The organism is Francisella sp. AG1, from assembly GCF_057683165.1.
The window spans coordinates 1293054-1318318 of record NZ_CM173135.1; the positions used below are offsets into that span (position 1 = coordinate 1293054).

The following is a 25265-nucleotide window of genomic DNA, read 5'->3' on the forward strand; positions in this document are numbered from 1 at the left end:
ATATATTAATGTCATTACGTATAGGTCATGGATATGATGTCCATAGATTTACAAATCAAAAGAAAAATATAATAATTGGAGGAGTTGAAATCCCATATCATATGGGTCTTGAAGCTCACTCTGATGGTGATGTTCTTATCCATGCATTATGTGATGCAATACTTGGTGCTCTTGGACTTGGTGATATTGGCAAGCATTTTCCTGATACTGATAGTCAATATAAAAATACTGATAGTAAATTTTTTTTAACAGAGATAAAAAAAATGCTTGATGATAAAAATTATAATATTAGCAATATCGACTGCACTATCATTGCACAAGCTCCAAAAATGCTTCCTCATATTGAAAACATGAAATCTTGCTTAACCAATATCCTTAATATAAAAATAAATCAAATAAACATAAAAGCAACCACTACTGAAAAATTAGGTTTTGTAGGTAGAAAGGAAGGAATTGCAACACATGTAGTTTGCTTGTTACATAAATAATTATTTTGTATGCTCTTCAAGAAACTTAGCTACATTCTCAAGCTCAGCCTGGCAACACAATATCGCAATATCATTATCATCAAGCTTATTTAAGATATATTTAACTCCCTCAAGTTCGGTATAACAGATATATGTTTTTGACTCATCAAAACCTTTGTCTACAAGATCTTTGCGTATCATTAATGGTAATTCTAAAGGCTCAGCTCCCCTTAAATAATTTTCAACTTCTTTTAAGACAATAAAATCAATATTATGCTTAAGTATGACATTATTAATATCAGAAATTAAATATTTACGATCTCCAGTAGTTCCTACCATTAAGTATTTCTTACCTCCTCTATCATAGGCTTGAATCATATTCAATAAAGCATCCATGCCAGCCTCATTATGAGCATAATCTAAGACTGCAACTTTATTATTACCCCACTCAAAAACATTGCCTCTACCTTTATTGATTTTAGTATTATTTGAATAACTTTTAAGTGCCTTGGCAATATCAGCAAAACCTATACCCAATTTAAACGATAAAGATATTGCAATCAAAGCATTCTCTATATTATGTTTAGCAAAGCCTTTAACAGTTACTGGGGCATCGTTGACTGGTAATATTTGTTGTTTTTTATATTTATCAAGCCAAACAAAGCTACCATTTTCAACAATACATGCATAGTCTGATTTTGCCAAATAATAATCCATCTCATGCTTAGTAGGATCCTGGGTCACTACTATTTTTGCACAATCTAGTAAGTCAAATCTCTCTTTCATATATGAATTATCAAGATTAATAATAGCATGTGATCCTTCACCCATGGTACGAAAAACTATAGATTTAGCCTCAGCAAGCTCTTCCACAGTTTCTATTCCATCTTCACCTAAATGATCTACTGAAACATTTGTCACAGCTGCAGCATCTACAAAAGTTTCTATAAGCCCTCTTTTTAATAGACCTCCTCTAGCAGACTCTAGTAGAGCTATTTCAACTTTTTTATTTGTAAGTACAAGCTGATGACCTGTTGGGCCAGAATAATCTCCCTCATCAATTAACTCATTGCCGATCTTAATACAATCTGTGGAGGTATAGCCAGTATATTTACCAGCTATACGACATATATAGTCTGTAAGCCTAACAGTAGTTGTTTTGCCATTTGTACCAGTAACAATAACTGCTGGAATATCATAAATAACACTCCAATCAATATCAGCTATACAACCTTCTGCTAAGTCAAACTCATAACACCCTGTACCAGAACCTATAAAAGCTTTATCATTATCCCTAAAAACATTAAAACCTTTTGATTTGGCTAGTTGATATAACTTACGATAAACAAGATTCTTATCTACCTCTATTATAGGCATAAGTTTAGCTTTAGCCTCATTTATTGATTTAAAATCACCCGTCTCAAACCCCTGACAGGTAGAGAACCAAATAAAATCAATAACATCACAGGCTGGCATTGTTATATCTACAGGCGCTATAAATGCAAACCTAATTCCATTATTAAAAAACTTATGAGTGATTTTAATTTCTTCCCACCCAAGAGCTGGCAATATTTTATTAACTTCCTGATAAAATATTTTTGTTAACTCATTTCTATTCTCTACTAAAGGAATATCAAGTACAGTTCCTGTTTCTCTAAAGAATAGATTTGGTCCAACAAGCCTACGCGAGTAACCTTCTGCAATCATATACCAACCTCGCTTTTAAAGACGATTAATCATTATCATCATTCTGATAAACAATCCTAATACCACTTTCATCTGCAATAATGCCTGATTTTATTACCTCTGATATTTCTTGTGATAAACTAGGATCTTGAGCTATCACAGAGGCTGAAAACATCTCTTTTTCCTCAGATTTAGATTCTATGTTTACTTCTTGCTCTTTATTTAAATATACAATCTGTTTCCAGGTTCTTTTTAGCTTATCAGCAAATATAACGACTAAATCTCCTTTTTTTGCTATAGCTAAAGCCTTATCTACAGCTTCTTGTTCACTTTGTATTGTTTCTATATTATTTGCTAAAACTCCTGACTTAATCAACTGTTTCTTTAGCATTTCTGGAATTTCATTAGGACTTCTCTTTCTCAGATTATCATCACTTTTACAAACAAAATAATCATAATATGGTGCAGCAGTAGAGGCAATAGCACAAACATCCTCATCTCTTCTATCACCTGGAGAAGATAAAACACATATTTTTTTACCGTTAAAATCCATATTACTAATCATTTGACTTACAAATTTAATCGCTGCCGGATTATGACCATAATCCATCAAAACTTTAAATGGATGTTCTTCAAACCAGTTCATTCTACCTGGCGCTTGATAAAAGGATGTTACAAATGTTCTTAATCCATCTCTAATATCATCTAAACCCATGCCCATACTGTATGATATAGCTATCGAGAACATTGCATTCTGAACATTATGAACTGCTTTACCTTCCATCGTAGCTGGAATCAAATATGTGCCTAAGACTGGAATATGAATATTATTATCAAAAATTGTAATCATATCTCCATTAACACCTTTCTCAATAATACAAGCTTTACCACCAGCACGAATATGTTGTTTAACTAGCGCATGCTCTGGGTTCATTGTTACATAAAAAATATTTTTTGCCGTAACTTTAGCTGACATCTTCAAAACATATGGGTCATCAGCATTTAAAACAGCCACATCTTTAGCAGCCTCAACCACTACACTTTTTACTTTAGCTAAATCATCCAATGTATTAACACCTTTTAGGCCCAAATGATCAGAAGATATATTTAAACATGCTCCAACATTGCAATAGTCATAGCCCATACCACTTCTTAAAAGGCCACCTCGTGCTGTTTCTAATATAGCCATTTCTACAGAAGGATCTTTCAAAACCATTTGTGCGGATGCTGGTCCTGTAGTATCCCCAGCTACAGTAAGCTTACCATTTATATAAACACCATCTGTAGTTGTAAGACCAACGATTTTACCAGCATTTTTCCACATATGTGCTACCATACGAGAAGTTGTTGTTTTACCATTTGTACCTGTAATTGCAGCTATTGGAATCCTAGCATTGCCAAATTCTCTAGAAATAAGCATATCAATCACAGCTCCAGCAACATCTCTTGACTGGCCTTCACTTGGTGACACATGCATTCTAAAACCTGGAGCTGCATTACACTCACAAATAGCTCCTCCAATATCATGATATGATTGGGAGATATCATCAATTAAAAAATCAACTCCTCCCACATCAAGCCCTATTGCTTTAATAGCTCTCTCAGCCATATCTCTATTATCAGGATGGACTATATCAGTCACATCTATTGCTGTTCCACCAGTTGAAAGATTTGCTGTAGATCTTAAATAAAAAATCTCTCCAGCCTCAATAATAGTATTTTCATCATATCCGGCAACTTTGAGTAATACTTTTGCCTGATAGTCTAATTCAAGCTTAGTTAAAACTTTTTCATGACCGACACCTCTACGAGGATCTTCATTAACAACATCAACCAATTCTGCAATAGTATGTTCACCATCCCCTACAACATGACCAGGGACTCTTTTTGCTACTGCGACTAATTTTCCATCAACAACAAGCATTCTGTGGTCAAACCCAGTTACAAATTGTTCTAATAAGACATATCGAGAAATCTTATTAGCTTCAATAAAAGCTGCTTTAATTTCATCCTTTGTATTTAGATTAATCGAAATACCTCTGCCATGATTGCCATCTAGAGGTTTAACAACCAAAGGAAAACCTAAAGTTTTAGCTGCATATAAAGCACCTTCTTCTGTGGTAACCATTCTCTGCTTTGGCATCGGAAGCCCTAACCCACTTAAAATAGAGTTTGTTTGTTCTTTGTCACATGACAAATCTACAGCTATACTAGTTGTTTTACCCGTGATTGTTGCTCTAATTCTTTGTTGATGCTTACCATAACCAAACTGAACAAGTGAATGATTATTTAAACGAATATAAGGAATATCTCTTTTTTTAGCTGCTTCTACTAAAGAAGCTGTACTTGGCCCAAATTCTTTACTTTGAGCGAATTTAATAAATCTAATTTTTTCATGCTCAAAATCAAATTCATCATTTTTATAATTAATTTCTTTTTTAAGGTGCTCTGGTAATATAGCAAGCAGTAGATCTCGAGCCAATTCCATAGCTCTTAAACCAACATCTCTTTGCTTATATTCATAAACCATATTATAGTGGCCTTCTTGGTCTGTTGATCTTGTACGGCCAAAACTTACATCACTTCCTGCAACACTTTGTAACTCTAGAATCACATGTTCCCAGATATGTCCCATCCAAGTACCTTCATCTTCTTTGAGCCTACGGATAAACCCTCCTTGTTCGCGATATGAGCAACCATGTTCTTCTAACCCAGGCAAACTTTCTATAAGTTTATTTATAAAAATCTCTCCTATTTTAGCTGATGGCCACTGCTCTAGTATACCTAGATCAATCTCATGTCTTATAACAGGGAATTTAGCATAAATATTTGGGCCAATGTAGACATTGGTTGCTAGTATCTTCATTTAGGTCTCCTTTAAAAGTTCAATCTCATATATATGTCATATATACTATGTGGTTAAGCATAATACATAAAAAGTATAGTCAAAAATAGTTTGATTACTCCAAAACTTTTAAATTAAGGAAATAAAATGATATATGACTTCGGATTTATAGCTATTGGTGATGAAATAACTGATGGAGACATTGTGAACACTAATTCATATGAGTTTGCAAAATTGCTAACAAATAAAAATTTTAATACCGGATTTCATATAAGCTGTAAAGATTCATATACAGATATTGTCAAAAGTTTAGATTTCCTAAAAGATTCTCATAAAAACATAATAACAATTGGCGGTCTTGGGCCTACTGAGGATGATTTAACTACTAAAACCATTGCTGACCACTTCAATTATAAATTAAAATTAAACCAGCAATCATGGCAAAAACTAGAGCGAAGAGCCTTAAAAAAATATGGAAAAATAATTTTAGGCACAAAAAAACAAGCAATGTTTCCAGAGACAGCAGATATATTGTTAAATAATATTGGCTCTGCTAATGGTTTTAGGCTTGAATTCACAAAGAATAGATATCTCTATGCCTTCCCTGGCCCTCCTAAAGAATGTATCCCAATGCTAAAGAGCTTAGATTTACCTAATAATCATCAGCAAAAGAAAATAATTCGTAAAAAATGGAATATTCATAATATAGGAGAAAGTTTTTTAGCTGAAAAACTAGAAATAATAAAAACAGAATATTCTTTTGTAACTTTTAAATATAGAATTGATGAAGGTTTTGTAGAATTAAAATATTTCTACCCTGAAGAATGTCCATATAGTTACGACATCATCAGTAAAGTCGAAAATTTATTACATAAACACCTATAAAAATATATTTATTTGCTCTTTTTTATCGACAAACATAGCATCAACTCCCCATGAGAGTAGCTGCTTAACTTCATAATCCGTATAAACAGAATAAACAAAGACTTTTTTAAATTTTTGCTTAAGATATAAAGCTCTTTTTTTATTTAAACATCCATAGTTGATTATGATTGCTACATAATGATTTTTTTTATAGTGTCTATATAACTTCTGATCAATATATTTAAAATCTTTTGACCAGTTAGTTGTATAGAATAGTTTGCCTTTAGAATATTTTTTATACTTTTTTAAATTTTTCATCACAACTTCAGAAAAGCTTGAAAACAATATTTTTTTTCCTAACTCAGGATATTGATCTAATAAATCTAATGTTTTTTGCACTAACTCAATCTGATAGTTTTCATCATTACTTGTGATTTTAAATTCTATATTAGTATAAGCGCCAGCTTGAGTTGCCCAATCAAAATATTCTTTTAATGTCGGAATATCACCTATGGTTTTAAATGTTGGATGTATAAGTTTAAGTTTTTTTAAATTCGCTAAAGACATATCTGTAACATTTTGATCTATTAATGCTAATCTTTTAGCTGTCTTATCATGAAAAAGAAATAACTCTCCATCGCAGCTCATTTGAACATCAATCTCAATCCAACTAAAACCATAATCTCTAGCTATCTGAAATGCATGAATTGTATTTTCAACAAAATCAGTATTAGCCCCCCTATGAGAAATAAATTTGTCTACTTTCATATACACTAAGCTTGTTACACTACAAAATTTAGTATACACGAAAGATAATATTTCAAATAAAACTTTTCTGTCAAAAATTATCTTTTTTAATAATTATTACAATCATGATATAATTTGATTAATCTTTATGGCTAAGTTTTATATAAATGATTAACAATCCACATATTTGCAAAAAACTAGCTTCTTTAATGCTTCACCGTAAACTTATTACAAAAGAGCAGCTTGAAGAAGTCAGTCACGAACCTATATTAGCTAAAGAAGGTTTTCTTGACTATGTGATTGATCATAGAATTGTTGATAGTAAATCTTTTATGATTGAAGCGGCTTCACTACTACGCCTTCAATATATTGATTTAACAGTTATAAATGTAAAATTCTTACCTCAAAATTTCTTTGATATCACCTTTTGTAGAAAAAATCATTGTTTACCATTATTTAGTAGAAAAAAAACTATCTATGTAGCTATTGCAAACCCTATAGAAAGCCAACAAATACTTAAAAACCTACGTAATAAATATGATTGTCCTTTTATAGCTATTATCGGTGAATTAAACCACCTCAAAGAAAAAATAGAGGAATATGAACAATATTTAACAGATGAAGGACAAAAAGAGGATGATACTAAGCTTAGTGAGCATATGGAAAATACTGAGCTTGATATTGATTTTGTTGAAGAGGGAGAAAGAGAAGGCGACTCAATAATTGGAAGTGGGGACGATGATGAAGCCCCAATTATTCGCTTTATTAACAATACAATTGTTGATGCTATCCAAAAAGGAGCATCAGATATACACTTTGAGCCATATGAAAAGAATTTTAGAATACGCTATAGAATCGATGGCCTTTTAATTGAAACTTTCAATACCAAAAAAAACTTAGGTCCTAAGGTTATATCTAGACTTAAGATTATGTCTAGCCTAGATATTGCAGAAAAAAGAATCCCTCAAGACGGTAAATTTAAGATTTCTTTATCTCGTGTAAAAGCTATAGATTTTCGTGTTAGTACTTGTCCTATTAGTTTTGGTGAAAAAGTTGTACTACGTATAATCGACTCAAGCTCTACACAAATCCCTGTTGAACAATTGGGTTTTGCAGAAAATCAAAAAATAATATATTTAAATCATATACAACAACCACAAGGAATGGTCTTAGTAACAGGTCCGACAGGTTCAGGTAAAACAGTAACCCTTTATACTGGGATTAATATTTTAAACAAACCAGAAAAAAATATTTCCACTGCTGAAGATCCAGTTGAATTAGTTGTTAAAGGTATAAACCAGGTTAATGTAAATAATAAACAAGGCCTTACTTTTGCCGCTGCCCTTAAATCGTTCCTTCGTCAAGATCCTGATATTATTATGGTTGGTGAGATTAGGGATATCGAAACAGGCTCGATTGCAATAAAAGCATCACAAACTGGTCACTTAGTTATGTCAACACTACATACCAATAGTGCTCCAGAAACTCTTAATAGACTTGTCGATATGGGCTTGCCTAGATATAATATTGCAACATCAGTTACCTTAATCATCGCACAAAGACTTACACGTAAGCTATGCCCAAAATGTAAACTTGAAGATACTGATACTGAGTTCACGATGCTTGTTGATGATAGTGGGCTTAATGACGATATATTATCTAAAACATTCGATACTACACTAGACAAAATAAAAAAAGCAAAAATTTATAAACCAAACCCCAAAGGTTGTCCTAGATGTTTTAAAGGCTATAAAGGACGACTTGGTCTATATGAAGTAATGCCTGTTTCAAGAGAAATATCCAAAATGATTTTAGAAGATAAAAATACTATGGATATTTCTCAACAATCCCAAAAGGAAGGGGTCGCTACTGTTAGGCAGTCAGCTCTAGTAAGAGTATCTGAAGGGCTGACATCAATGGAAGAAGCGTATCGCGTAAGTTAAAAGGAACACTGTATGCTATTTGGCAAAAAAGATAAAAATAAAATTACTATTACAGCATGGAATTATAAAGCTAAGCTAAAAAATGGTAAAAAAACTCGAGGTAGTCTTGATGCTGACACCAAGGAAAAAGCTGAAATTCAGCTTAGGCAGAAAGGTTATTCTGATATTAAAGTAAAAAAACAGCCTAGAGACTTATTTCCTAAGAAAACTTCCTATCAAGATGTAACAGAAATGACAAGACAGCTTGCTACTATGACAAAAGCTGGTATTCCCATTATTAAATCTTTTGAAGTTTTTATAATGGGTGTTAGAAGACATCCAAAACTTAAAATATTAGCTATAGAATTAAAACAAGCTATCGAAGGTGGTGAATCTTTTTCAAAAGCTCTTTCTCACTTCCCAAAAATTTTTGATAGATTATATATTGGCCTTATAACTGCTGGTGAGGAATCTGGTAATCTAGATTTAATGCTTACAAAAATAGCTGACCAACGCGAAGCTTTACAAAGCATAAAAAAGAAAGTAAAGAAAGCTCTTTCGTACCCTATTGTTGTTTGTTTAATCGCAGCTGGTGTAACAAGTATTTTGCTAACGTTCGCAGTACCTGCATTTTCTGCAATGTTTATCAATTCAGGCAAGCCCCTACCCGCTATTACTCAAATAACGGTAAATGCTTCTAATTTTATGCAAGATGCTTGGTGGAAGATAATTATAAGCGTATTTATATTAATCTCTGTCTTTAAATCTTTAAAATTCAAATATCCCAAAATTCAAATAGCTCAAGACCATCTAATGCTAAAAATTCCTATTATTGGAGAAGTTTTATTTAAATCTGCTTTAGCAAGATTTTCTAGTACTTTAGAAATTACCGTACAATCAGGTATGAGCTTAACTAGAGCTCTTGATATGGTAGCTCTTGCTACTGGTAATGCAAAATATGATCAGGCTGCTGTAGATATTAAAAAAAGTATTAATGAAGGTGCATCATTTAAAGAAGCTATAGTTGAAACAGGATGTTTCCCATTTTTGGTCGAACAAATGATTTCTGTAGGTGAAGAATCTGGTGCTCTTGAAACTATGCTAGGAAACCTAAATAGGGTATACCAAGAAGAAGTTGACACTCTTGTAGATAGCTTAAGTTCTATGCTTGAACCTATAATTATGATCGTTTTAGGTGGTGTAGTGGGTTTCTTAGTTGTAAGTATGTATATGCCTATGTTTCAGATGGGTGATGCGATATAGATTACAAAATTACATATTTTAATCTATCCTCTTTTAGTACTTAAAACTATATTTTATTTATCTCTATTTTAATACCCTAATCTTCATTTTATTTTATAGCTTTAATTTATCATAAATTTAATTAATCAAACCAGTTATTAACGATGAAATCCGATGAATTAATTTCCCATAAACTTTTTAATCTAGTCAAACTTAATGAAACAATTATAGATAATCTAATATCCTTTTATAATTTAAGTAAAACTGAATGGAAAATAACCTTAAGGTTCAATTTTTTATCCATTCCACTTACGAAAAAAGATCTATAGATAAATTAGAAAATCTCCAATTATTACATAAAAAACCTAATGCTATTGATAGACGTAAATTCGATATTATTCCAACTCAAAAATGTATTTCCTAAGCTATAGGAATCACCCAACATATAGAAAAACATGAGCGAAATTTACTAAAAGGTATAAATTCCAACGAACTTTTACAATTAAAAAAATTATAGAAAAAATGAATAAGAATCTTTTATAGATTCATTCAATAACTTATATAGGTAAATATAATGAAATTAATCATAGGAATTACAGGCGCTACAGAGCTCCACTAGCAATACGTTTATTACAAATATTTAAATCAATACCACATATATAAACTCATCTCATCTTATCTAAATGGGCGAAGGTAACTATAGAGTTAGAAACTTCTTATGAAATTAAAGAAATATTAGATTTAGGAGATATAATATACAATAGCCAAGATCAATCTGCTGCAATTTCTTCGGGATCATTTCTTACTTAAGGTATGATTATTATTCCTTGCAGTATGAAAACCTTAGCTGCGATTAGGGTATGGTGATGATTTAATTAGCAGATCAGCAGATGTTGTATTAAAAGAAAGACGCAAACTAGTTTTGGTTACTCGAGAAACTCCTCTAGATACTATTCACCTTGAAAACATGTATAAGCTATCTCAAGTTGGCGCAATAATAATGCCTTTGATGCTAGCTTTTATAACAATTCAAATTATATTTTCAGAAGAACAACTCTTACAGTATACATCTTTAACAAGCTTATATTTATTTAGCTGCATATCATGACAATCATAACAAAATAGTTCAGAAAAACTTTGCTCACAATGTTTACCCAAGATATTATTCATTAACAAATTAGCTGATGTTAAAGCAGACTGCGAAGGTAGAAAACCTAAAACTCCTGTATTAGAACATGAAAATAAGTCAGCTGCTCTAATATTGGGATAAAGGCATACTAAACAAGGTGAATTTTCTGTTAGGTTAAATAAACCCACCTGGTAAGAATATTCCAACACACTAATGCTTATCAATGGAATTTTATATTTTAGAGATAATTTATTTAATAAAAGTTTAGTTTCAAAGTTATCACTGCCATCTATAATGTAATCATAATTACTAATATCAAAACAACTTTCATTATCCAGAGTAAGCCTCTTATTAAATGTTAAAATTTCTACATTTTCATTATGTTGACTTAAAGTATCTCTTGCAGCTAATACTTTAGGCTGGCCAATATCAGCTGCCTGAAACAATACCTGTCTGGGCAAATTAGATAGCTCAACACTATCATCATCTACTATACCTAATTTACCAAACCCCATGGTTGTTAAGAAAAGCGCTAATGGAGAACCGACTCCTCCCATTCCTATTATTAAAACAGAAGTATTTTTAAGTTTTAGTTGAGTTTTATCACCAAAACCTTCTAAAATAAGATGCCTATTATAGCGTTCGATTTCTATTGCTGATAGAGTTTTTTCTTCACACATGTAGCTCTTCTACCTTGCTTAGCTGAGATTTTATATTAACAAGTAGTTTTTTAGGATTTTTTGCTAGAGTAATTAATGTAATTGCTGCAACACCACTAATACCTGTAGAGGCAAGCTCTTTTATATGTGCCTCTTTAATGCCTCCTATTGCTACTAAAGGTATATCTGTTAAACTCTGCCATTCCTTAATTCTATCTATGCCTTGTGCTGTAAACTTCATAGCTTTTGTCGTTGTTGGAAATATAGGGCCTAAAGCAATATAGCTAGGTGAGATGCTTACTGCTACAGAAAGTTCATAATAATCATGTGTACTTAAACCCAAAGCTAAATCATTAGCAGCTAAACTTTGTAAAACATTTGGGTTATCATTAGCTATTTGGAGGAAATCTTCATGACCAAGATGTATACCAAAAGCTTTGTACTTCAATCCAAGTTCATAATAATCATTAATAAATAGCTGTAAGCCATACTCATTTTGGTACTCAATAGATTTTTTTATTTCTGCTTCAATTTCAACTAATGACTTATCTTTAATTCTAAGTTGAATAGTTTTTATACCTTGCTGAGCTAAATACAAAATCCAATCACTAGAATCAACCACAGGATAAAAACCGATTTTAGGTAATTTTTTAAACTCTAATTCTACTAATCTTTTATAGGGATATATTTTTGTAAAAAAATCACTTGAGCTTGGCCAGCCCATATTTTTTAATAATAGAGAACCTTGTTGAGTCAGTTTTTGAGCATAATTAATAGATTGCGCTATATATGATTTAGCCAATACTAAACTATTGTTAATATCATACCCTCTAATTAAGAATGCTCCTATGGCTGAAGATATTGTGCATCCTGTTCCATGAACTGACTTTTCAGACCCTACCCAATTTGTACTTAACCAATAACTAGCATCCAAACTATAAAAATAATCATCTGCAGTATTGGTTTTAGCATGACCTCCTTTTAATAACACACTCTCGACCTGATATTTTTCACATAATTGTCTTGCAACCTCTTCAAGTCTATCTGGCTCACTACTAAATAATTCTTCAGTTTCTAATAACTGTTGAGCTTCAAATAAATTTGGAGTTAAAATATTAGCTCTTGGCAAAAGTATGTTCTTAAAAGCATTCTTTACTTTTTCATCCATCAACTTATCACCAGAAGTTGCAACCATTACTGGATCACATATATATATTATATTTTTATCTGAATTAAGATAATTAGAAACTTGATTTATTTGATACTCTGTCGCTAACACACCAGTCTTAACAACTTTTATATTAAAACTATTTTTTAAAGCTTCTAGTTGACTATCAAATATTTTATCTGAGATACTTTCCAGACTTAAAATCTTTTCTGGATTCTGAGCAGTGATAGCAGTAACAATATTTAAAGCATGTACTCCTAAATCCTGACATACTTTTGTATCTGCTTGAATACCAGCTCCACTACAACTATCTGACCCAGCTATAGTTAAAAATACTTCTTGCATAAATATTATTTACCTTTTAATTTAAAATATACACTTAATATAAGAATTAACTATGCCAAAATGGTGTTTCAAAAATATTTGTTGATGCTGCAGCAAACTCTCTATTAGGCATACGCTGTGACTCATGCCCTTGTCTACCAGCAGTGATAGCTTTAGCAAAGGCCGCCGCCATTCTAACAGGGTCTCCAGCCAGAGCTACCGCACTATTAAGTAAAACTCCATCATAACCCATTTCCATAACTTGGCACGCCTCTGATGGTACTCCTAAACCTGCATCAACTATTAGTTTGATATCAGGAAACCTAGCCCTAAGAGTTTTTAATGCATAAGGGTTAATCAATCCTTTACCACTACCAATTGGTGCAGCCCAAGGCATCAGTACCTCACACCCCACATCAACCAAGTGTTTAGCAATTGATAAATCATCTATAGTATAAGGCATCACATTAAAGCCTTTTTTTACAAGTTCTTTGCATGCCTTAACCAACTCTATTGGATCTGGTTGAAGATTATAGTCATCTCCAATAACTTCAACTTTAATTAAATTAGTCTCAAATATCTCTCGTGATATCTCAGCCATTTGAATAGCTTCATAAGCTGACCTACAACCTGCTGTGTTAGGTAGTATATGACAATTAGTTTTTTCTATTTTTTCCCAAAAGGTGTTATTTTTTACATCTCCATTTGCCAATGACCTCTTTAAAGATACTGTAATCATCTCAGTTTGACTTGCTTTAATTGCTTCAAGCATACAGTCTAATGATGGATATAAAGATGTTCCCAATATAAATCTTGACTCTAATATTAAATCAAACAACTTTAACATATATATTACCCTCCTTGCATCGGCAAGATTATATTTACCTCGTCATTTTCATATATAAACTTTCCACTGTATTCTGATTTTGGAATAAAATTACCATTCATCATTACAGCAAAGCAACCTTCAACATAACCTTTCTCTCTTATGAAATCAGCTATACTAATACAAAAATTTTTAACTATAATACTTTTATTATTGAATAAAAATTGCACTTAAATACCCTCCCTTAACTTACCAACCAGATCTTTTGCTATTTTAGGCGCAAATAAAAAACCATGTCGGGAAAGACCATTTATGTATATACAATCTTGTGTATATTTAATAATAGGTCTATCATCAATACTAGTTGGTCTAACTGCTGTTAAAGTTTTCAAAATTCGCGCTTCAGCAAACTTTTTATCAATTACCATAGCCATTGATAATAGCTCCATCAAACTTTGTACAGAAATTGGTGAATTTTCATCACTAGCTATACTTGTAGCTCCTAAATAAAACACCCCTTTTCCTCGAGGGACTATATATAAAGGGTGTCTTGGATGAGCTAAACGTATAACACTATTTAACTTAATACCTTGATGTTGTATAACTACTGCTTCACCTCTAACACCATATAGCTCCAAAGATTGTTTCGAACTAAACCCCCTACAATCAAATACTTGATCATATTCGTACTTAGTACTTTTATCAATATAAATATGCTTATCTCGTATTTGTTTAATATTTTGTTGCCTAAAATTTACAGAATCAGATTGATAGAATCTTTTATTTGTAAAATCAAAAAACTTAGCCACATTAACAGCACCTTCATTCTTTATAATATAAGCTCTATCGCATATACTACTATTTAAAATGATAGGCTCTAACTGTATTAAATCTTGGTAACCAATAGCTTCTATATCTTTCATAACACGATTATATTCTTTAACACGAAAAGCTATTGACCTATGTGCAAGATCTAATTCTATACCATCATACTTATGAGCAAGTAAGAGCGTATTAAACTTTTCTATAATATTATTTTTTGGTTCTACAAGCTCTTGCCAAAGTTTAAGACTATTGTAACCAGATTCATAAACATGTGATTGGCAATTAATTAATTCAGATATTGGAGCTATCATACCTCCGGCATTATAACTGCAACTTTTATGGCCATCCAAATCTTTATCAAAAATTTCTACTTGAATACCAGGCAGTTCTTTTAAAAGTTCTAATGCCAATACTCGACCTATAACTCCAGCTCCAACAATAGCTATTTTTCGCATATAAAAATAACCTAACTAGCTGTTCTTTTAATATCTTGAGATAATTTCATAGAACAAAATTTTGGTCCACACATTGAACAAAAGTGTGCTGCTTTATGACCTTCCTTAGGTAAAGTCTCATCATGATATTCTCTAGCTTTTTCAGGATCTAAACTCAGATTAAATTGATCATCCCACCTAAACTCAAACCTTGCTTTAGAAAGAGCATTGTCTCTAATTTGAGTTCCTGGAAATCCTTTAGCAAGATTAGCAGCATGTGCAGCTAACTTATATGTAACTATTCCTTCTCGTACATCTTCTTTATTCGGTAAGCCTAGATGCTCCTTTGGAGTGACATAACATAACATCGATGTACCATACCAACCTATTTGAGCAGCTCCTATAGCTGAAGTTATATGATCATATCCTGGTGCAATATCTGTCACTAAAGGGCCTAAAGTATAAAATGGCGCCTCAAAACAATCTTGTAACTCATATTCCATATTTTCTTTAATCAGATGCATTGGTACATGGCCTGGACCTTCTATCATAGTTTGTATGTCATGCTTCCAAGCAATTTTTGTCAACTGACCTAGTGTTCTTAATTCTGAAAGTTGTGCACTATCGTTTGCATCATTTATACACCCAGGCCTTAAGCCGTCTCCTAAAGAAAAACTTATATCATAAGCTTTCATTATTTGACAAATCTCTTCAAAATGAGTAAATAAAAAATTCTCTTGATTATGATGCATACACCATTTAGCCATTATTGCTCCACCTCTAGAAACTATACCTGTTATTCTAGTTGCTGCTAATGAAATAAATGCTTTACGTACGCCAGCATGAATAGTAAAGTAACTCACTCCTTGTTCTGCTTGCTCAATTAACGTATCTCTATATACTTCCCAAGTTAAATCTTCAGCAATACCATCAACTTTTTCTAATGCCTGATAAATTGGGACAGTTCCTATAGGAACAGGACTATTTCTAATGATCCACTCTCTTGTTTGATGTATATGCTTCCCCGTTGACAGATCCATCACAGTATCAGCTCCCCACCTAATAGCTGTAACCATCTTCTCAACCTCTTCCGCGATTGATGAAGTTACAGCAGATGTACCAATATTGGCATTTACCTTGACTTGAAAGTTTCTGCCAATAATCATAGGCTCTAACTCAGGATGGTTAACATTAGCAGGTATAATAGCTCTACCATTTGCAATTTCATTACGCACGAATTCTGAAGTTATTTCTTCCTGAATATTTGCTCCAAAAGAAGTACCTTGATGCTGACTTATTGAAGCTTTATCAAGATGAATATTAGCTTTTTTTATATTTTCTCTAATAGCAACATATTCCATTTCTGGAGTTATAATTCCTTTTTTTGCATAATGCATTTGTGATACATTTTTATCTTGCTTAGATCTATATGGAATAAACCTGTTTGGAAAATTTGAGCTATTATCAGCTTGATCATTAGTATACGTAGAATTTAAATAAGTTAACTTCTCTAAATCTTCATTTTTCTTTATCCAATTTAATCTATGCTTGGACAAACCTTCTTCAATATTTATCCTCTCATTATCATCCGTATATTCTCCAGAACTATCATAAACAAGTATTACTGGGTTTGGACTATGTTTATCATCTAAAATGGTCTCAGATTGAGATATACTTCTAAATGGAACCTTTATTTCATTATTATCATTATGAAGGTATATTTTTTTTGAATTAGTATATGATTTAAGTAAAGCTTCACTTAAACTATTAATTTCTGCAGATTTTGATTGTTGATCCATGATCATACTCCTATATTTTTATAAAAAATCTATAGGAAAATACAAAGATACATAAATTCTAAACTGTATTAAAGTCTCTATTATAATGATATCCTTGCACTCCCTACGCTAGTATTAACTAGATCAGGTTCAAAGGGTCAACTTAAAAAAGTTTCTCAGTACTTATGTACTCCCCTGTGCCGATAAAATATAGACTAACAAAAAAATATATAATAAAGAACTCTTTTATCATTAATTAGGTATATTTTTTATGAAATAAAATATTTTGAAAAAGATAAAAATTTAAAAATAATTATTTTTCTTGCTTTAAAGGAGCAGAAACACTTGCTTGCACACGCTGATTACGTGCGTCTGACTCACTGACACCTTCTAGAGTATCATTATAACCAAAACCTTTAGTTATAATCTTCTCACTATCTAGACCCAGACCTTCCATATAATTAGCAACAGACTCTGCTCTTTTTTCAGAAAGTTTTTGATTATAAATCTCAAATTCTTGACCAGTTCGACCTTGAGAAGCATAACCTTTAACAGTTACTGATGCAATATCACTATCTTTTATAAAATCAACAAAAGAAGAAATAGCTTCTTTACCTTTTGCATTTAAAACCTCACTATCATATGCAAACTTAGTATCTAAATAAACTGTTACATCATCACCATTAACTGTGTAGCATGCAACACCATCTTTAGTTAAATTAAAGTTCTTAGCACACTGTTTAATTCCTTTAGGCAAAACATACTTAGTTTCATCAACTGTTGGTATTACTGTAGTTTCCGCAGCTGTTGTTGCACCATTATCTTGGATATTTGCAGTATTATTACTAGCATCATCACCACCAAAGAACCAAGTAATACCACCACCAATCATATTTGTACCAGCTCTAGCTTTAGCTCCTGTGCCATTAGGAGCCATAGTTTGAATATATCTATAATCAGCACTTAACTGGACATCTCTAGAAAGCTCAAACTTAAGACCTCCACCAACATCCCAAGCACCTGTAGCCTGACCAGCTAAGTTTGCCCAACCAGCACCACCAGCAGCATATGGAGTTAGCATCGTGCTATTACTAAGATTAACAACACCTTCACCTAAACCACCAAACATACCACCATAAGTTGCGAATTGATTATATTGAACAGCAAAATATCTATTTATGTTATAACCAACTATTCCATTCCAACCGCCACTTGCGCCATTCTTATTATTAAAATCATTTACAAAACCATTAGCTTGTACACCTAGGTACCATTGACCAGTTCTATCTTGTGGTCCCCATGTATTATCTTCATTTGTTATAGAGCTATAAGTATTAGCAAAAGGTTGAATGAAAGTATTAGAACTAGACTCTGATGTGGTCGATGCAGTTGTATCTACTGAAGTATCCATATTATCACCGGTTGCAGCAAAAGATACGGCAGTTGTACCTATTAATACAGATATAGCAAGTACGGTATTTTTTAGTTTCATCAAAAACTCCTTTTTAAAAATTTCTTATAGTTTGAATTATTAAGCAATAACTATGTCACAATATCTTATTTATATATTTTTTTCAATCTTTTTAAAGCTAATTAAGAAACAAGTTTATAATACTTTTTATATAATTCGTTTTGTGTTTCAATATTTTCAGAATCTATAATTATACAATCTATTGGACAGACTTGGAGACACTGTGGTTTTTCGAAATGCCCAACACATTCTGTACACCGGTTTGGGTTAATTTCATAATATTCTTCACCTTGTGAGATTGCCTCATTTGGACACTCTTGTTCACAGATATCACAATTTATACAACTATCAGTTATTAATAATGCCATTTTATTATTAACCTTTATACTTTGACTCAAGCTCACAATATACACACTCAGGCACAAACTCACCTACCCGCTTATAATTATGTACTGCAACAGCTCTTACTAAGGTTGATGATATACATGAAAATTTTTCACTTGGTGTTAAAAAAATTGTCTGAATTTCACTATTTAGTTTACCATTCATACTAGACATCTGAAATTCATAATCAAAATCTGAAACAGCTCTTAACCCCCTAACAATAGAACATGCGCTATGTTTAACTGCCGTATCAACAAGTAAACCTTCAAAACAAACTACCTTAACTTTAGAGTTATTTTTAAAGACCTCTTTTATCATTTTTTCTCTCGTAATCAAGTCAAAAAGAGTTTTTTTACCATATGCTGTAGATACAGCAACTACTATTTCATCAAATATATTTAATGCTCGAGCAACTAAATCAACATGCCCATTTGTAATAGGATCAAACGTCCCTGGATAAATTGCTATTTTACTCATATTATTAATCTAGAATAACCCTAGTTCCAATTTTGCTTCTTCCGTCATTAACTCTGAATTCCAAGGTGGATCAAAAACCATAACAACATCGACCTTATCAACATTTGGAAGCATTGCTACTCTCTTTTCCACATCAGTCATCAACACCGGTCCCATACCACAACCAGGGGCTGTGAGGGTCATATCAACAATAACATGAAAATTCCCATTTTCCAACTTCCGTGTAATAACATTATAAATCAAGCCAAGATCTACAATATTTACTGGTATTTCTGGATCATATACAGTTCTCATTTGATCCCAAATAGCATCCATATTAATAGGGTCTCCAGGCTTAATATCATACCCATCAACAGGGTATTTAACTACTTGCTTTCCTATCGCATCAGCATCTTTACCATCAAGGTGCAATAAATTTCCACTCACATTTAATGTAAAGCTACCACCTTTATCTTGGGTTACTAAAACTTCTTGACCAGGCATCAACTCTATTTCATTACCAAAAGGTACTGCTATCGCCGTCACTTGCCTTCTAACTATTGTTACGTCTGTTACTTTCATTGCCATTCCTATACTGTAAAACTTTCACCACAACCACAACGTGCTGACTCATTAGGATTTGTATATTCTAATTTATATAAACCAAACTCATGCTTAACATAATCAATTTTTAATCCATTTAAAAAATCCATAGATTTTTTAGCAATAAAAAAGATTAAATCATGTTGCTCAAATCTTACTGTTTCTTGCGGTTGCTCATTAACAAAGTCAATATCATATGCCAAACCTGAGCAGCCCATAACTTTTGTACCTACATAAATTCCTACACACCCTGTGTGTTTATCTAAATGTTTTTTAAAATGCTTTGCCGCAGCTGTTGTGACATCTAAAATATTATTTACAGGATCAAATACTTCTACCATAAATTCCTCTTACTACAAATTATTTTAATTGAGATATAACCTTCTTTAATGCTTTTATGAAAAGGTCTATTTCCTCATAAGTATTATACATACCAAACGACATCCGTACAGTAGCTGTTACTCCCATTCTGTATAGTAATGGATGAGCACAATGTTTTCCAGTACGCACACACATTCCTTTAATTGCTAAAAGCTCACCGACATCTCCTGCATTACAGCCATCAATATTGAATGTTATAACTCCAGCTTTATGTTTGGCTTCACCAATGATTTGTATACCATCGATTAGTTTAAGCTCTTTAGTAGCATACTTTAAAAGTTTTTTCTCATATTCAGCAATATTTTCCATACCTACAGAATTCACATAATCTATAGCTCTACCAAAACCTATAGTACCAACAATATCTGGAGTACCTGCCTCAAACTTATATGGTGGTAAAGCAAAAGTAGTTTTTGATATAGTTACATCCTCAACCATATCTCCTCCAAAATTATATGGTGGTAGCTGTTCTAATAGACTATATTTACCATATAAAATACCCACTCCTGTTGGACCATATAATTTGTGACTTGAAAAAACAAAGAAATCACAAGCTAAATTCTGTACATCAACTTTTTGGTGTATTACTGCTTGAGCCCCGTCTACGATCACCAAAACACTTGAATTAATAGCCTTAACTTTTTCAATTATTTGCTTGATTGGATTAATTGTTCCTAAAACATTTGAACATAAAGTTATTGCTAAAACTTTTGTTTTATTGGTTATTAAAGTTAATAAATCATCAATATCTAATTCGCCATTATCTTTAATTTTTGCTACTTTAAATACTAGATTTTTCTTATGAGATAACATTTGCCAAGGTACAAAATTTGCATGGTGCTCCATCTCTGTAACAACTACCTCATCTCCCTCAAATAAGATAGACTGACCTATAGTTTCTGCTAAGAGATTTATTGCTTCAGTAGTTCCTTTAGTTATAACAATTTCTTTTGGTGAATTAGCATTTATAAACTTCTGAACTTTAACTCTAACATTTTCATATTTCTCACTAGCTTCTTGACTAAGTGAATAAACTCCTCGATGAACATTTGCATAATTAAATGCATACGCATTAGTTACTGTATCAATAACACATTGTGGCTTTTGAGCAGAGGCCCCAGTATCAAAAAATACAATTGGCTTATCGTTTATAGTTTGATTAAGGAAGGGAAAATCCTTTCTAATTTTTTTTATATCGTACATAACTCAGAATATATTTATTAAGCTTAACGGTGAGATTATACTAAATTAGTATAATTTTAGCTAGAGTAGCTTCTAAGTAAGTTATATTTTAAAAATTTCCAAAAGATATCTAACTAACATACAGGCACATTAGCTGCCAAGCCACCTAATGACGTTTCTTTATATTTACTGCTCATGTCCAGACCTGTTTGATACATAACTTTGATAACATAATCTAAACCAACAAATCGTTTCTCACCTGTATCCAAATAAGCCAATTTAGCAGCATTTATTGCCTGAACTGCACCCATAGCATTGCGTTCAATACAAGGTATTTGTACTAATCCGCCTATAGGGTCACAAGTAAGGCCAAGATTGTGTTCCATACCAATCTCAGCAGCTGACTCTATAGAATCAATATCTCCTCCAAGTAAGGCACAATAACCTGCTGCTGCCATAGAGCAAGCCACACCGACTTCACCTTGACAGCCAACCTCAGCTGCAGATATTGATGCACCTGATTTATACAAAACACCAATAGCAGCACAAACTAATAAATATTTATTGATAACTTGCTGTAATTCTTCCTTATTTACAACTTCATGGGTTTGTAAATAATATTTTAATACAGTAGGAATAACTCCAGCAGCTCCATTAGTAGGTGCTGTAACAACTCTTTCACCACATGCATTTTGTTCATTTACAGCTATAGCAAAAGCATTTAAATAATTAAAATCCGTTGTGCTTATATTTTGAGATTTGAGCTTTCTTATCATACTTGGCGCTCTTTTTCTTACCTTTAACCCTCCGGGAAGGATTGTTTCGGGACATGTCAACCCTTTCTCAATAGACGTCTCCATAACTTCCCAGATTGCTGATAGCTTTCTTAATGATTCTATCTCACCATAAGCGGCTATCTCATTTTCAAACATTATTGCATCAATAGATTTCTGCTCATCTTCACATAACTTCCTTAACTCCACCATACTTGAGAATTTATATGGCTTATTACATGGGTTTTCAGTTGGTACTTCATCTTTTTTAACCTGTTTTTTATCTACTATAAAACCACCGCCAATTGAAAAGTATTCTTTTTCACATAATAATTCATCGCCATTAAATAAAGAAAATCTCATACCGTTAGCATGCTCGGGTAAAAATTCATCATAATGAAAAATCAGATCGCGACCATATATAAACTCAATCTCAAACTTTTGGTTTAGCTCAATTTTCTCATCGCTTAAACAACTACTGTAAAGTTTTTTAGCTAATTCTATATCTACTGATTCTGGTAAAAAACCCATCACACCAAGTACTACTGCATAATCTGTTTTATGGCCTTTGCCCGTCAGAGCAAGAGATCCATACAAATCTATCTGTACTCGTGTAGTTTGTGATAATTTATCCTTATATAAGTTTATAAAATCACAACCAGCTCGCATTGGCCCAATCGTATGAGATGATGATGGCCCTACTCCGATTGAAAAAAGCTCAAAAGTACTTTCCATTTTTAACTCCAAGAAAAAAGTATACTCGAATCATTTTATAATACTTTTATAATGAAACAAAACATTTAACATACTAGTTTTAGAGTTTTTTTAATTTTAATTATAATGTGTGAGTATTACTTAAGCATCTTTTCTCTTTTTTTCCAATCAGGCATATATAAATTTATATATGCATAAAAGTCTTTTGAATGATTTGGATGTGTTAGGTGAGCAATTTCATGAAGAACCACATATTCAATCGCTTCGATATCTCTTAATACAAGATTAAAATTAAGGTTTATAATTTTTTTAATGTAGTTACATGATCCCCATCGAGTTTTTGCTTTCTTTATAATAACTCGTTGTATTTCCTGATTAGTTATTTTTAAATATTTAGCAACCAAATTATTCAAGATAATATCTGCTCTATCTTTATAAAACTCCTCTAAAAGCTGTAGTTTAAACTCTTTATTATTTATTACACTTGAATTAAGAAAAAATTCCAAATTCCCCTCATCCTCATTTATTAAATTAGAATTTGATTTTATAAGTTTGATAGTATACTCACGACCCAAAAAATAAACCTTATCACCATTACTTAAAGCATAATGGTGATAATCATATTTTCGATTAGACAATAATTGCTTACTATGCTTATCTAACCATGTTTTTTTTGATTCCAAAAGCCTAAGAATTTCTTTTTTAGTCACTCCTAGTGGTGACTTCACAGTAACCAATCCATCTTCACCTAAAGAAATTCTTATACTTTTAATATCTTTATAAACTATGTTTATTTTATAAGGCATATTAATTTTCTATCGTTATATTTTGCCATCCTTTAGCTATATCTGCTGAGTGATTAGACCAATAGCTAACAACCATATCTCTAATTGTAGTGTTAGTATCTTTATAGTTTTTTATATTATTAAAGATAAACCCATCTCCACCGGTAATTAAAAAATCTAAAGTAGCAAGCTTATAACTTTTGTTTTTATCTAACAATTTACCATCAATATAAACTTTTTTTATCTTACCTAATTTATCAAGGCTAACATTTATTCCATAAAAAACACCTACTTGCTCATTACCAAGTAGCTCAACACTATGCTTTATAAGTTTATATAATTTATTACCTTTTATATTTAGAGTAACTACCATATTATCAAATGGCATTGTTTCATAAATCATACTATAAGTAATATTACCTTTAGGTAAAGACCTACGAATACCATGAGAATTAAGCAAAACTATATCACTATTTGTGGAATATCTAACGATCCCAGCTAATGTATAGGTTAGAGGAATATTATAATACCCATTTTGTGCTTCATTTGACAAGGCTTCTGGAGCCTGAGTTATTATTTTTTGTAATTTATCTTTTATAGAATAGTTATATTTATCTATAATCTTCTCTACGCCCTGATCAGCCTTTAAATTTCTTGTAGCTTTAGCTAAATTTATTACTTCTGGCGTTACTTTACATTTTTTGGTTGTGTGACAATCATAATGTAAAACACTAATATCTTTACCTTGACTCTCACCCTGTTCAACTGCAATTTTATTTTTAAAACCATTAACAAATTGATGACTATGCCCAGTCAAAACAGCTGATATATCTTTAACGTTATTGACCACAGCATATATTTCTGATGTATTTTTAAGCTCTTTTTTCTTCTTATAAAAAATTTTTGAACTATTTTGATCAGTTGGAATATGTGTTAATAACACTATAGTATCAGGTTTTGGGATACCATGTGTTTTATAATTATTTATATATTTTACCCATTTATTTGCACTAGTTACTGGACTATTAAATTTAAGATTCAATATATTTTTTTCTGCTGTTGTCTCAGGTGTCTCAAGAGTTGATAAACCTATAAAATAGATAGTTCTACCATTAGCTAAAGTTTGATAACCAAACGGCTGTATATACTCAAATAAATCCTTATTAGAAAAAAACCTAGAAATATATTCAAATATAGAATTATCTCTATATTCTATATTTGCAGCCAAATATCTAAGCTCACTACACTTATACCAATGTTTAAACCATATCTGGCCATAATCAAAATCATGATTACCTATAGCTGAGTACTTAACCCCAATATAATCAAAAAATTCATTAACAACATCTCCATGAGAGATATTCGAAATAGGAGTACCCTGGTAATTATCACCTGCAGCTACAACAACCAAATTTGGATGATCCTTGCGATATTGTTTGATAAAACTTGCTATTTTAGCCGCCCCAACCATATCATTATGAGGCTCGATCTGGCCATGAAAATCATTTAAAGATAATACTGTTATATCATCTTTTGCATAACAAGCTATAAAACTAACAAAAACTATAATTAAACTAATATATTTTTTCACTACATCACT

General features: G+C 31.9%; 22 protein-coding genes and 1 riboswitch. Of the genes, 4 read left to right on the forward strand and 18 right to left on the reverse strand.

What is annotated here, in order from left to right:
- Positions 1-8: 8 nt before the first annotated feature.
- Complete coding sequence (gene ispF, locus ACR0PV_RS06755) at positions 9-488, forward strand: 2-C-methyl-D-erythritol 2,4-cyclodiphosphate synthase (RefSeq protein WP_488172374.1); 480 nt, start codon at positions 9-11, stop codon at positions 486-488.
- Here the strand turns inward: ispF and ACR0PV_RS06760 are convergent, their stop codons facing one another.
- Together ACR0PV_RS06760 and cphA are read right to left on the reverse strand one after the other, a co-directional pair.
- Positions 489-2174 carry a Mur ligase family protein gene (locus ACR0PV_RS06760; protein WP_488172375.1) on the reverse strand — a complete coding sequence of 562 codons (1686 nt, stop codon included), beginning with the start codon at positions 2172-2174 and terminating at the stop codon, positions 489-491.
- Positions 2175-2199: 25 nt separating this feature from the next.
- Complete coding sequence (gene cphA / locus ACR0PV_RS06765; protein ID WP_488172376.1) at positions 2200-5019, reverse strand: cyanophycin synthetase; 2820 nt, start codon at positions 5017-5019, stop codon at positions 2200-2202.
- 126 nt (positions 5020-5145) lie between these two features.
- On the opposite strand from cphA, the gene ACR0PV_RS06770 reads away from it, so the two are divergent.
- Positions 5146-5883, forward strand: coding sequence for a competence/damage-inducible protein A (locus ACR0PV_RS06770; RefSeq protein ID WP_488172377.1), 738 nt, complete (start codon positions 5146-5148; stop codon positions 5881-5883).
- On the opposite strand, the gene ACR0PV_RS06775 is transcribed toward ACR0PV_RS06770, so the two are convergent.
- Positions 5878-6630 carry a glycerophosphodiester phosphodiesterase family protein gene (locus ACR0PV_RS06775; protein ID WP_488172378.1) on the reverse strand — a complete coding sequence of 251 codons (753 nt, stop codon included), beginning with the start codon at positions 6628-6630 and terminating at the stop codon, positions 5878-5880. The two genes, ACR0PV_RS06770 and ACR0PV_RS06775, sit on opposite strands and share 6 nt — an antisense overlap.
- A 146-nt stretch (positions 6631-6776) precedes the next feature.
- Between ACR0PV_RS06775 and pilB the strand changes: the two genes are divergently transcribed.
- Both pilB and ACR0PV_RS06785 read left to right on the forward strand, forming a co-directional pair.
- Entirely contained in the window at positions 6777-8552 is a 1776-nt protein-coding gene (pilB, locus tag ACR0PV_RS06780) for a type IV-A pilus assembly ATPase PilB (RefSeq protein WP_488172379.1), read from the forward strand.
- A gap of 12 nt (positions 8553-8564) precedes the next feature.
- The gene (locus ACR0PV_RS06785; RefSeq protein ID WP_488172380.1) at positions 8565-9794 is read left to right on the forward strand and encodes a type II secretion system F family protein; all 1230 of its coding nucleotides are present in this window, start codon (positions 8565-8567) and stop codon (positions 9792-9794) included.
- Positions 9795-10802: 1008 nt separating this feature from the next.
- Here ACR0PV_RS06785 and ACR0PV_RS06790 read toward each other — a convergent pair.
- The 15 genes from ACR0PV_RS06790 to ACR0PV_RS06860 all read right to left on the reverse strand — a co-directional run bounded on the left by ACR0PV_RS06790 (position 10803) and on the right by ACR0PV_RS06860 (position 25256).
- Positions 10803-11582 carry a HesA/MoeB/ThiF family protein gene (locus tag ACR0PV_RS06790; protein ID WP_488172381.1) on the reverse strand — a complete coding sequence of 260 codons (780 nt, stop codon included), beginning with the start codon at positions 11580-11582 and terminating at the stop codon, positions 10803-10805.
- Complete coding sequence (gene thiD / locus ACR0PV_RS06795; protein WP_488172382.1) at positions 11575-13074, reverse strand: bifunctional hydroxymethylpyrimidine kinase/phosphomethylpyrimidine kinase; 1500 nt, start codon at positions 13072-13074, stop codon at positions 11575-11577. The genes ACR0PV_RS06790 and thiD overlap by 8 nt, the downstream gene beginning before the upstream one ends.
- Positions 13075-13120: 46 nt before the next feature.
- Positions 13121-13900 (reverse strand): thiazole synthase, encoded by a 780-nt coding sequence (locus ACR0PV_RS06800; RefSeq protein ID WP_488172383.1) that lies wholly within the window; start codon positions 13898-13900, stop codon positions 13121-13123.
- Positions 13901-13905: 5 nt separating this feature from the next.
- Positions 13906-14109 (reverse strand): sulfur carrier protein ThiS, encoded by a 204-nt coding sequence (gene thiS / locus ACR0PV_RS06805; RefSeq protein WP_488172384.1) that lies wholly within the window; start codon positions 14107-14109, stop codon positions 13906-13908.
- On the reverse strand, positions 14110-15159 hold the full coding sequence (locus ACR0PV_RS06810) for an FAD-dependent oxidoreductase (protein WP_488172385.1): 1050 nt from the start codon (positions 15157-15159) through the stop codon (positions 14110-14112).
- Between the two features lie 11 nt (positions 15160-15170).
- Positions 15171-16937 (reverse strand): phosphomethylpyrimidine synthase ThiC, encoded by a 1767-nt coding sequence (gene thiC, locus ACR0PV_RS06815; RefSeq protein WP_488172386.1) that lies wholly within the window; start codon positions 16935-16937, stop codon positions 15171-15173.
- Between the two features lie 83 nt (positions 16938-17020).
- Positions 17021-17123, reverse strand: a riboswitch (TPP riboswitch).
- A gap of 106 nt (positions 17124-17229) precedes the next feature.
- Positions 17230-18408, reverse strand: a complete 1179-nt coding sequence (locus ACR0PV_RS06820) for an OmpA family protein (RefSeq protein WP_488172387.1) — start codon at positions 18406-18408, stop codon at positions 17230-17232.
- 101 nt (positions 18409-18509) lie between these two features.
- Positions 18510-18755, reverse strand: coding sequence for a YfhL family 4Fe-4S dicluster ferredoxin (locus ACR0PV_RS06825; protein ID WP_488172388.1), 246 nt, complete (start codon positions 18753-18755; stop codon positions 18510-18512).
- A gap of 7 nt (positions 18756-18762) precedes the next feature.
- A complete protein-coding gene (gene coaD / locus ACR0PV_RS06830; protein ID WP_488172389.1) occupies positions 18763-19248 on the reverse strand; it encodes a pantetheine-phosphate adenylyltransferase in 486 nt (161 codons plus the stop codon).
- Positions 19249-19257: 9 nt separating this feature from the next.
- Positions 19258-19809 carry a putative Fe-S cluster assembly protein SufT gene (sufT, locus tag ACR0PV_RS06835; protein WP_488172390.1) on the reverse strand — a complete coding sequence of 184 codons (552 nt, stop codon included), beginning with the start codon at positions 19807-19809 and terminating at the stop codon, positions 19258-19260.
- A gap of 8 nt (positions 19810-19817) precedes the next feature.
- Positions 19818-20171 (reverse strand): HesB/IscA family protein, encoded by a 354-nt coding sequence (locus ACR0PV_RS06840; protein WP_488172391.1) that lies wholly within the window; start codon positions 20169-20171, stop codon positions 19818-19820.
- 19 nt (positions 20172-20190) lie between these two features.
- A complete protein-coding gene (locus ACR0PV_RS06845; RefSeq protein WP_488172392.1) occupies positions 20191-21414 on the reverse strand; it encodes an aminotransferase class V-fold PLP-dependent enzyme in 1224 nt (407 codons plus the stop codon).
- Positions 21415-21527: 113 nt separating this feature from the next.
- Positions 21528-22901, reverse strand: a complete 1374-nt coding sequence (locus ACR0PV_RS06850; protein WP_488172393.1) for an L-serine ammonia-lyase — start codon at positions 22899-22901, stop codon at positions 21528-21530.
- Between the two features lie 116 nt (positions 22902-23017).
- Positions 23018-23686, reverse strand: coding sequence for a M48 family metallopeptidase (locus ACR0PV_RS06855; protein ID WP_488172394.1), 669 nt, complete (start codon positions 23684-23686; stop codon positions 23018-23020).
- A 1-nt stretch (position 23687) separates the two neighbouring features.
- A complete protein-coding gene (locus ACR0PV_RS06860) occupies positions 23688-25256 on the reverse strand; it encodes a bifunctional metallophosphatase/5'-nucleotidase (protein WP_488172395.1) in 1569 nt (522 codons plus the stop codon).
- Positions 25257-25265: the final 9 nt, after the last annotated feature.

Excerpts from the sequence above, each read along its gene's own strand:
- ispF (WP_488172374.1), top strand. The coding sequence starts at position 9 with ATGTCATTACGTATAGGTCATGGATATGATGTCCATAGATTTACAAAT.
- sufT (WP_488172390.1), bottom strand. The coding sequence starts at position 19,809 with ATGAAAGTAACAGACGTAACAATAGTTAGAAGGCAAGTGACGGCGATA.
- coaD (WP_488172389.1), bottom strand. The coding sequence starts at position 19,248 with ATGAGTAAAATAGCAATTTATCCAGGGACGTTTGATCCTATTACAAAT.
- thiC (WP_488172386.1), bottom strand. The coding sequence starts at position 16,937 with ATGGATCAACAATCAAAATCTGCAGAAATTAATAGTTTAAGTGAAGCT.
- ACR0PV_RS06770 (WP_488172377.1), top strand. The coding sequence starts at position 5,146 with ATGATATATGACTTCGGATTTATAGCTATTGGTGATGAAATAACTGAT.
- pilB (WP_488172379.1), top strand. The coding sequence starts at position 6,777 with ATGATTAACAATCCACATATTTGCAAAAAACTAGCTTCTTTAATGCTT.
- ACR0PV_RS06775 (WP_488172378.1), bottom strand. The coding sequence starts at position 6,630 with ATGAAAGTAGACAAATTTATTTCTCATAGGGGGGCTAATACTGATTTT.
- ACR0PV_RS06790 (WP_488172381.1), bottom strand. The coding sequence starts at position 11,582 with ATGTGTGAAGAAAAAACTCTATCAGCAATAGAAATCGAACGCTATAAT.
- ACR0PV_RS06825 (WP_488172388.1), bottom strand. The coding sequence starts at position 18,755 with ATGGCATTATTAATAACTGATAGTTGTATAAATTGTGATATCTGTGAA.
- ACR0PV_RS06850 (WP_488172393.1), bottom strand. The coding sequence starts at position 22,901 with ATGGAAAGTACTTTTGAGCTTTTTTCAATCGGAGTAGGGCCATCATCA.
- ACR0PV_RS06810 (WP_488172385.1), bottom strand. The coding sequence starts at position 15,159 with ATGCGAAAAATAGCTATTGTTGGAGCTGGAGTTATAGGTCGAGTATTG.
- cphA (WP_488172376.1), bottom strand. The coding sequence starts at position 5,019 with ATGAAGATACTAGCAACCAATGTCTACATTGGCCCAAATATTTATGCT.
- ACR0PV_RS06840 (WP_488172391.1), bottom strand. The coding sequence starts at position 20,171 with ATGGTAGAAGTATTTGATCCTGTAAATAATATTTTAGATGTCACAACA.
- ACR0PV_RS06800 (WP_488172383.1), bottom strand. The coding sequence starts at position 13,900 with ATGTTAAAGTTGTTTGATTTAATATTAGAGTCAAGATTTATATTGGGA.
- thiD (WP_488172382.1), bottom strand. The coding sequence starts at position 13,074 with ATGCAAGAAGTATTTTTAACTATAGCTGGGTCAGATAGTTGTAGTGGA.
- ACR0PV_RS06820 (WP_488172387.1), bottom strand. The coding sequence starts at position 18,408 with ATGAAACTAAAAAATACCGTACTTGCTATATCTGTATTAATAGGTACA.
- ACR0PV_RS06845 (WP_488172392.1), bottom strand. The coding sequence starts at position 21,414 with ATGTACGATATAAAAAAAATTAGAAAGGATTTTCCCTTCCTTAATCAA.
- ACR0PV_RS06785 (WP_488172380.1), top strand. The coding sequence starts at position 8,565 with ATGCTATTTGGCAAAAAAGATAAAAATAAAATTACTATTACAGCATGG.
- ACR0PV_RS06855 (WP_488172394.1), bottom strand. The coding sequence starts at position 23,686 with ATGCCTTATAAAATAAACATAGTTTATAAAGATATTAAAAGTATAAGA.
- ACR0PV_RS06760 (WP_488172375.1), bottom strand. The coding sequence starts at position 2,174 with ATGATTGCAGAAGGTTACTCGCGTAGGCTTGTTGGACCAAATCTATTC.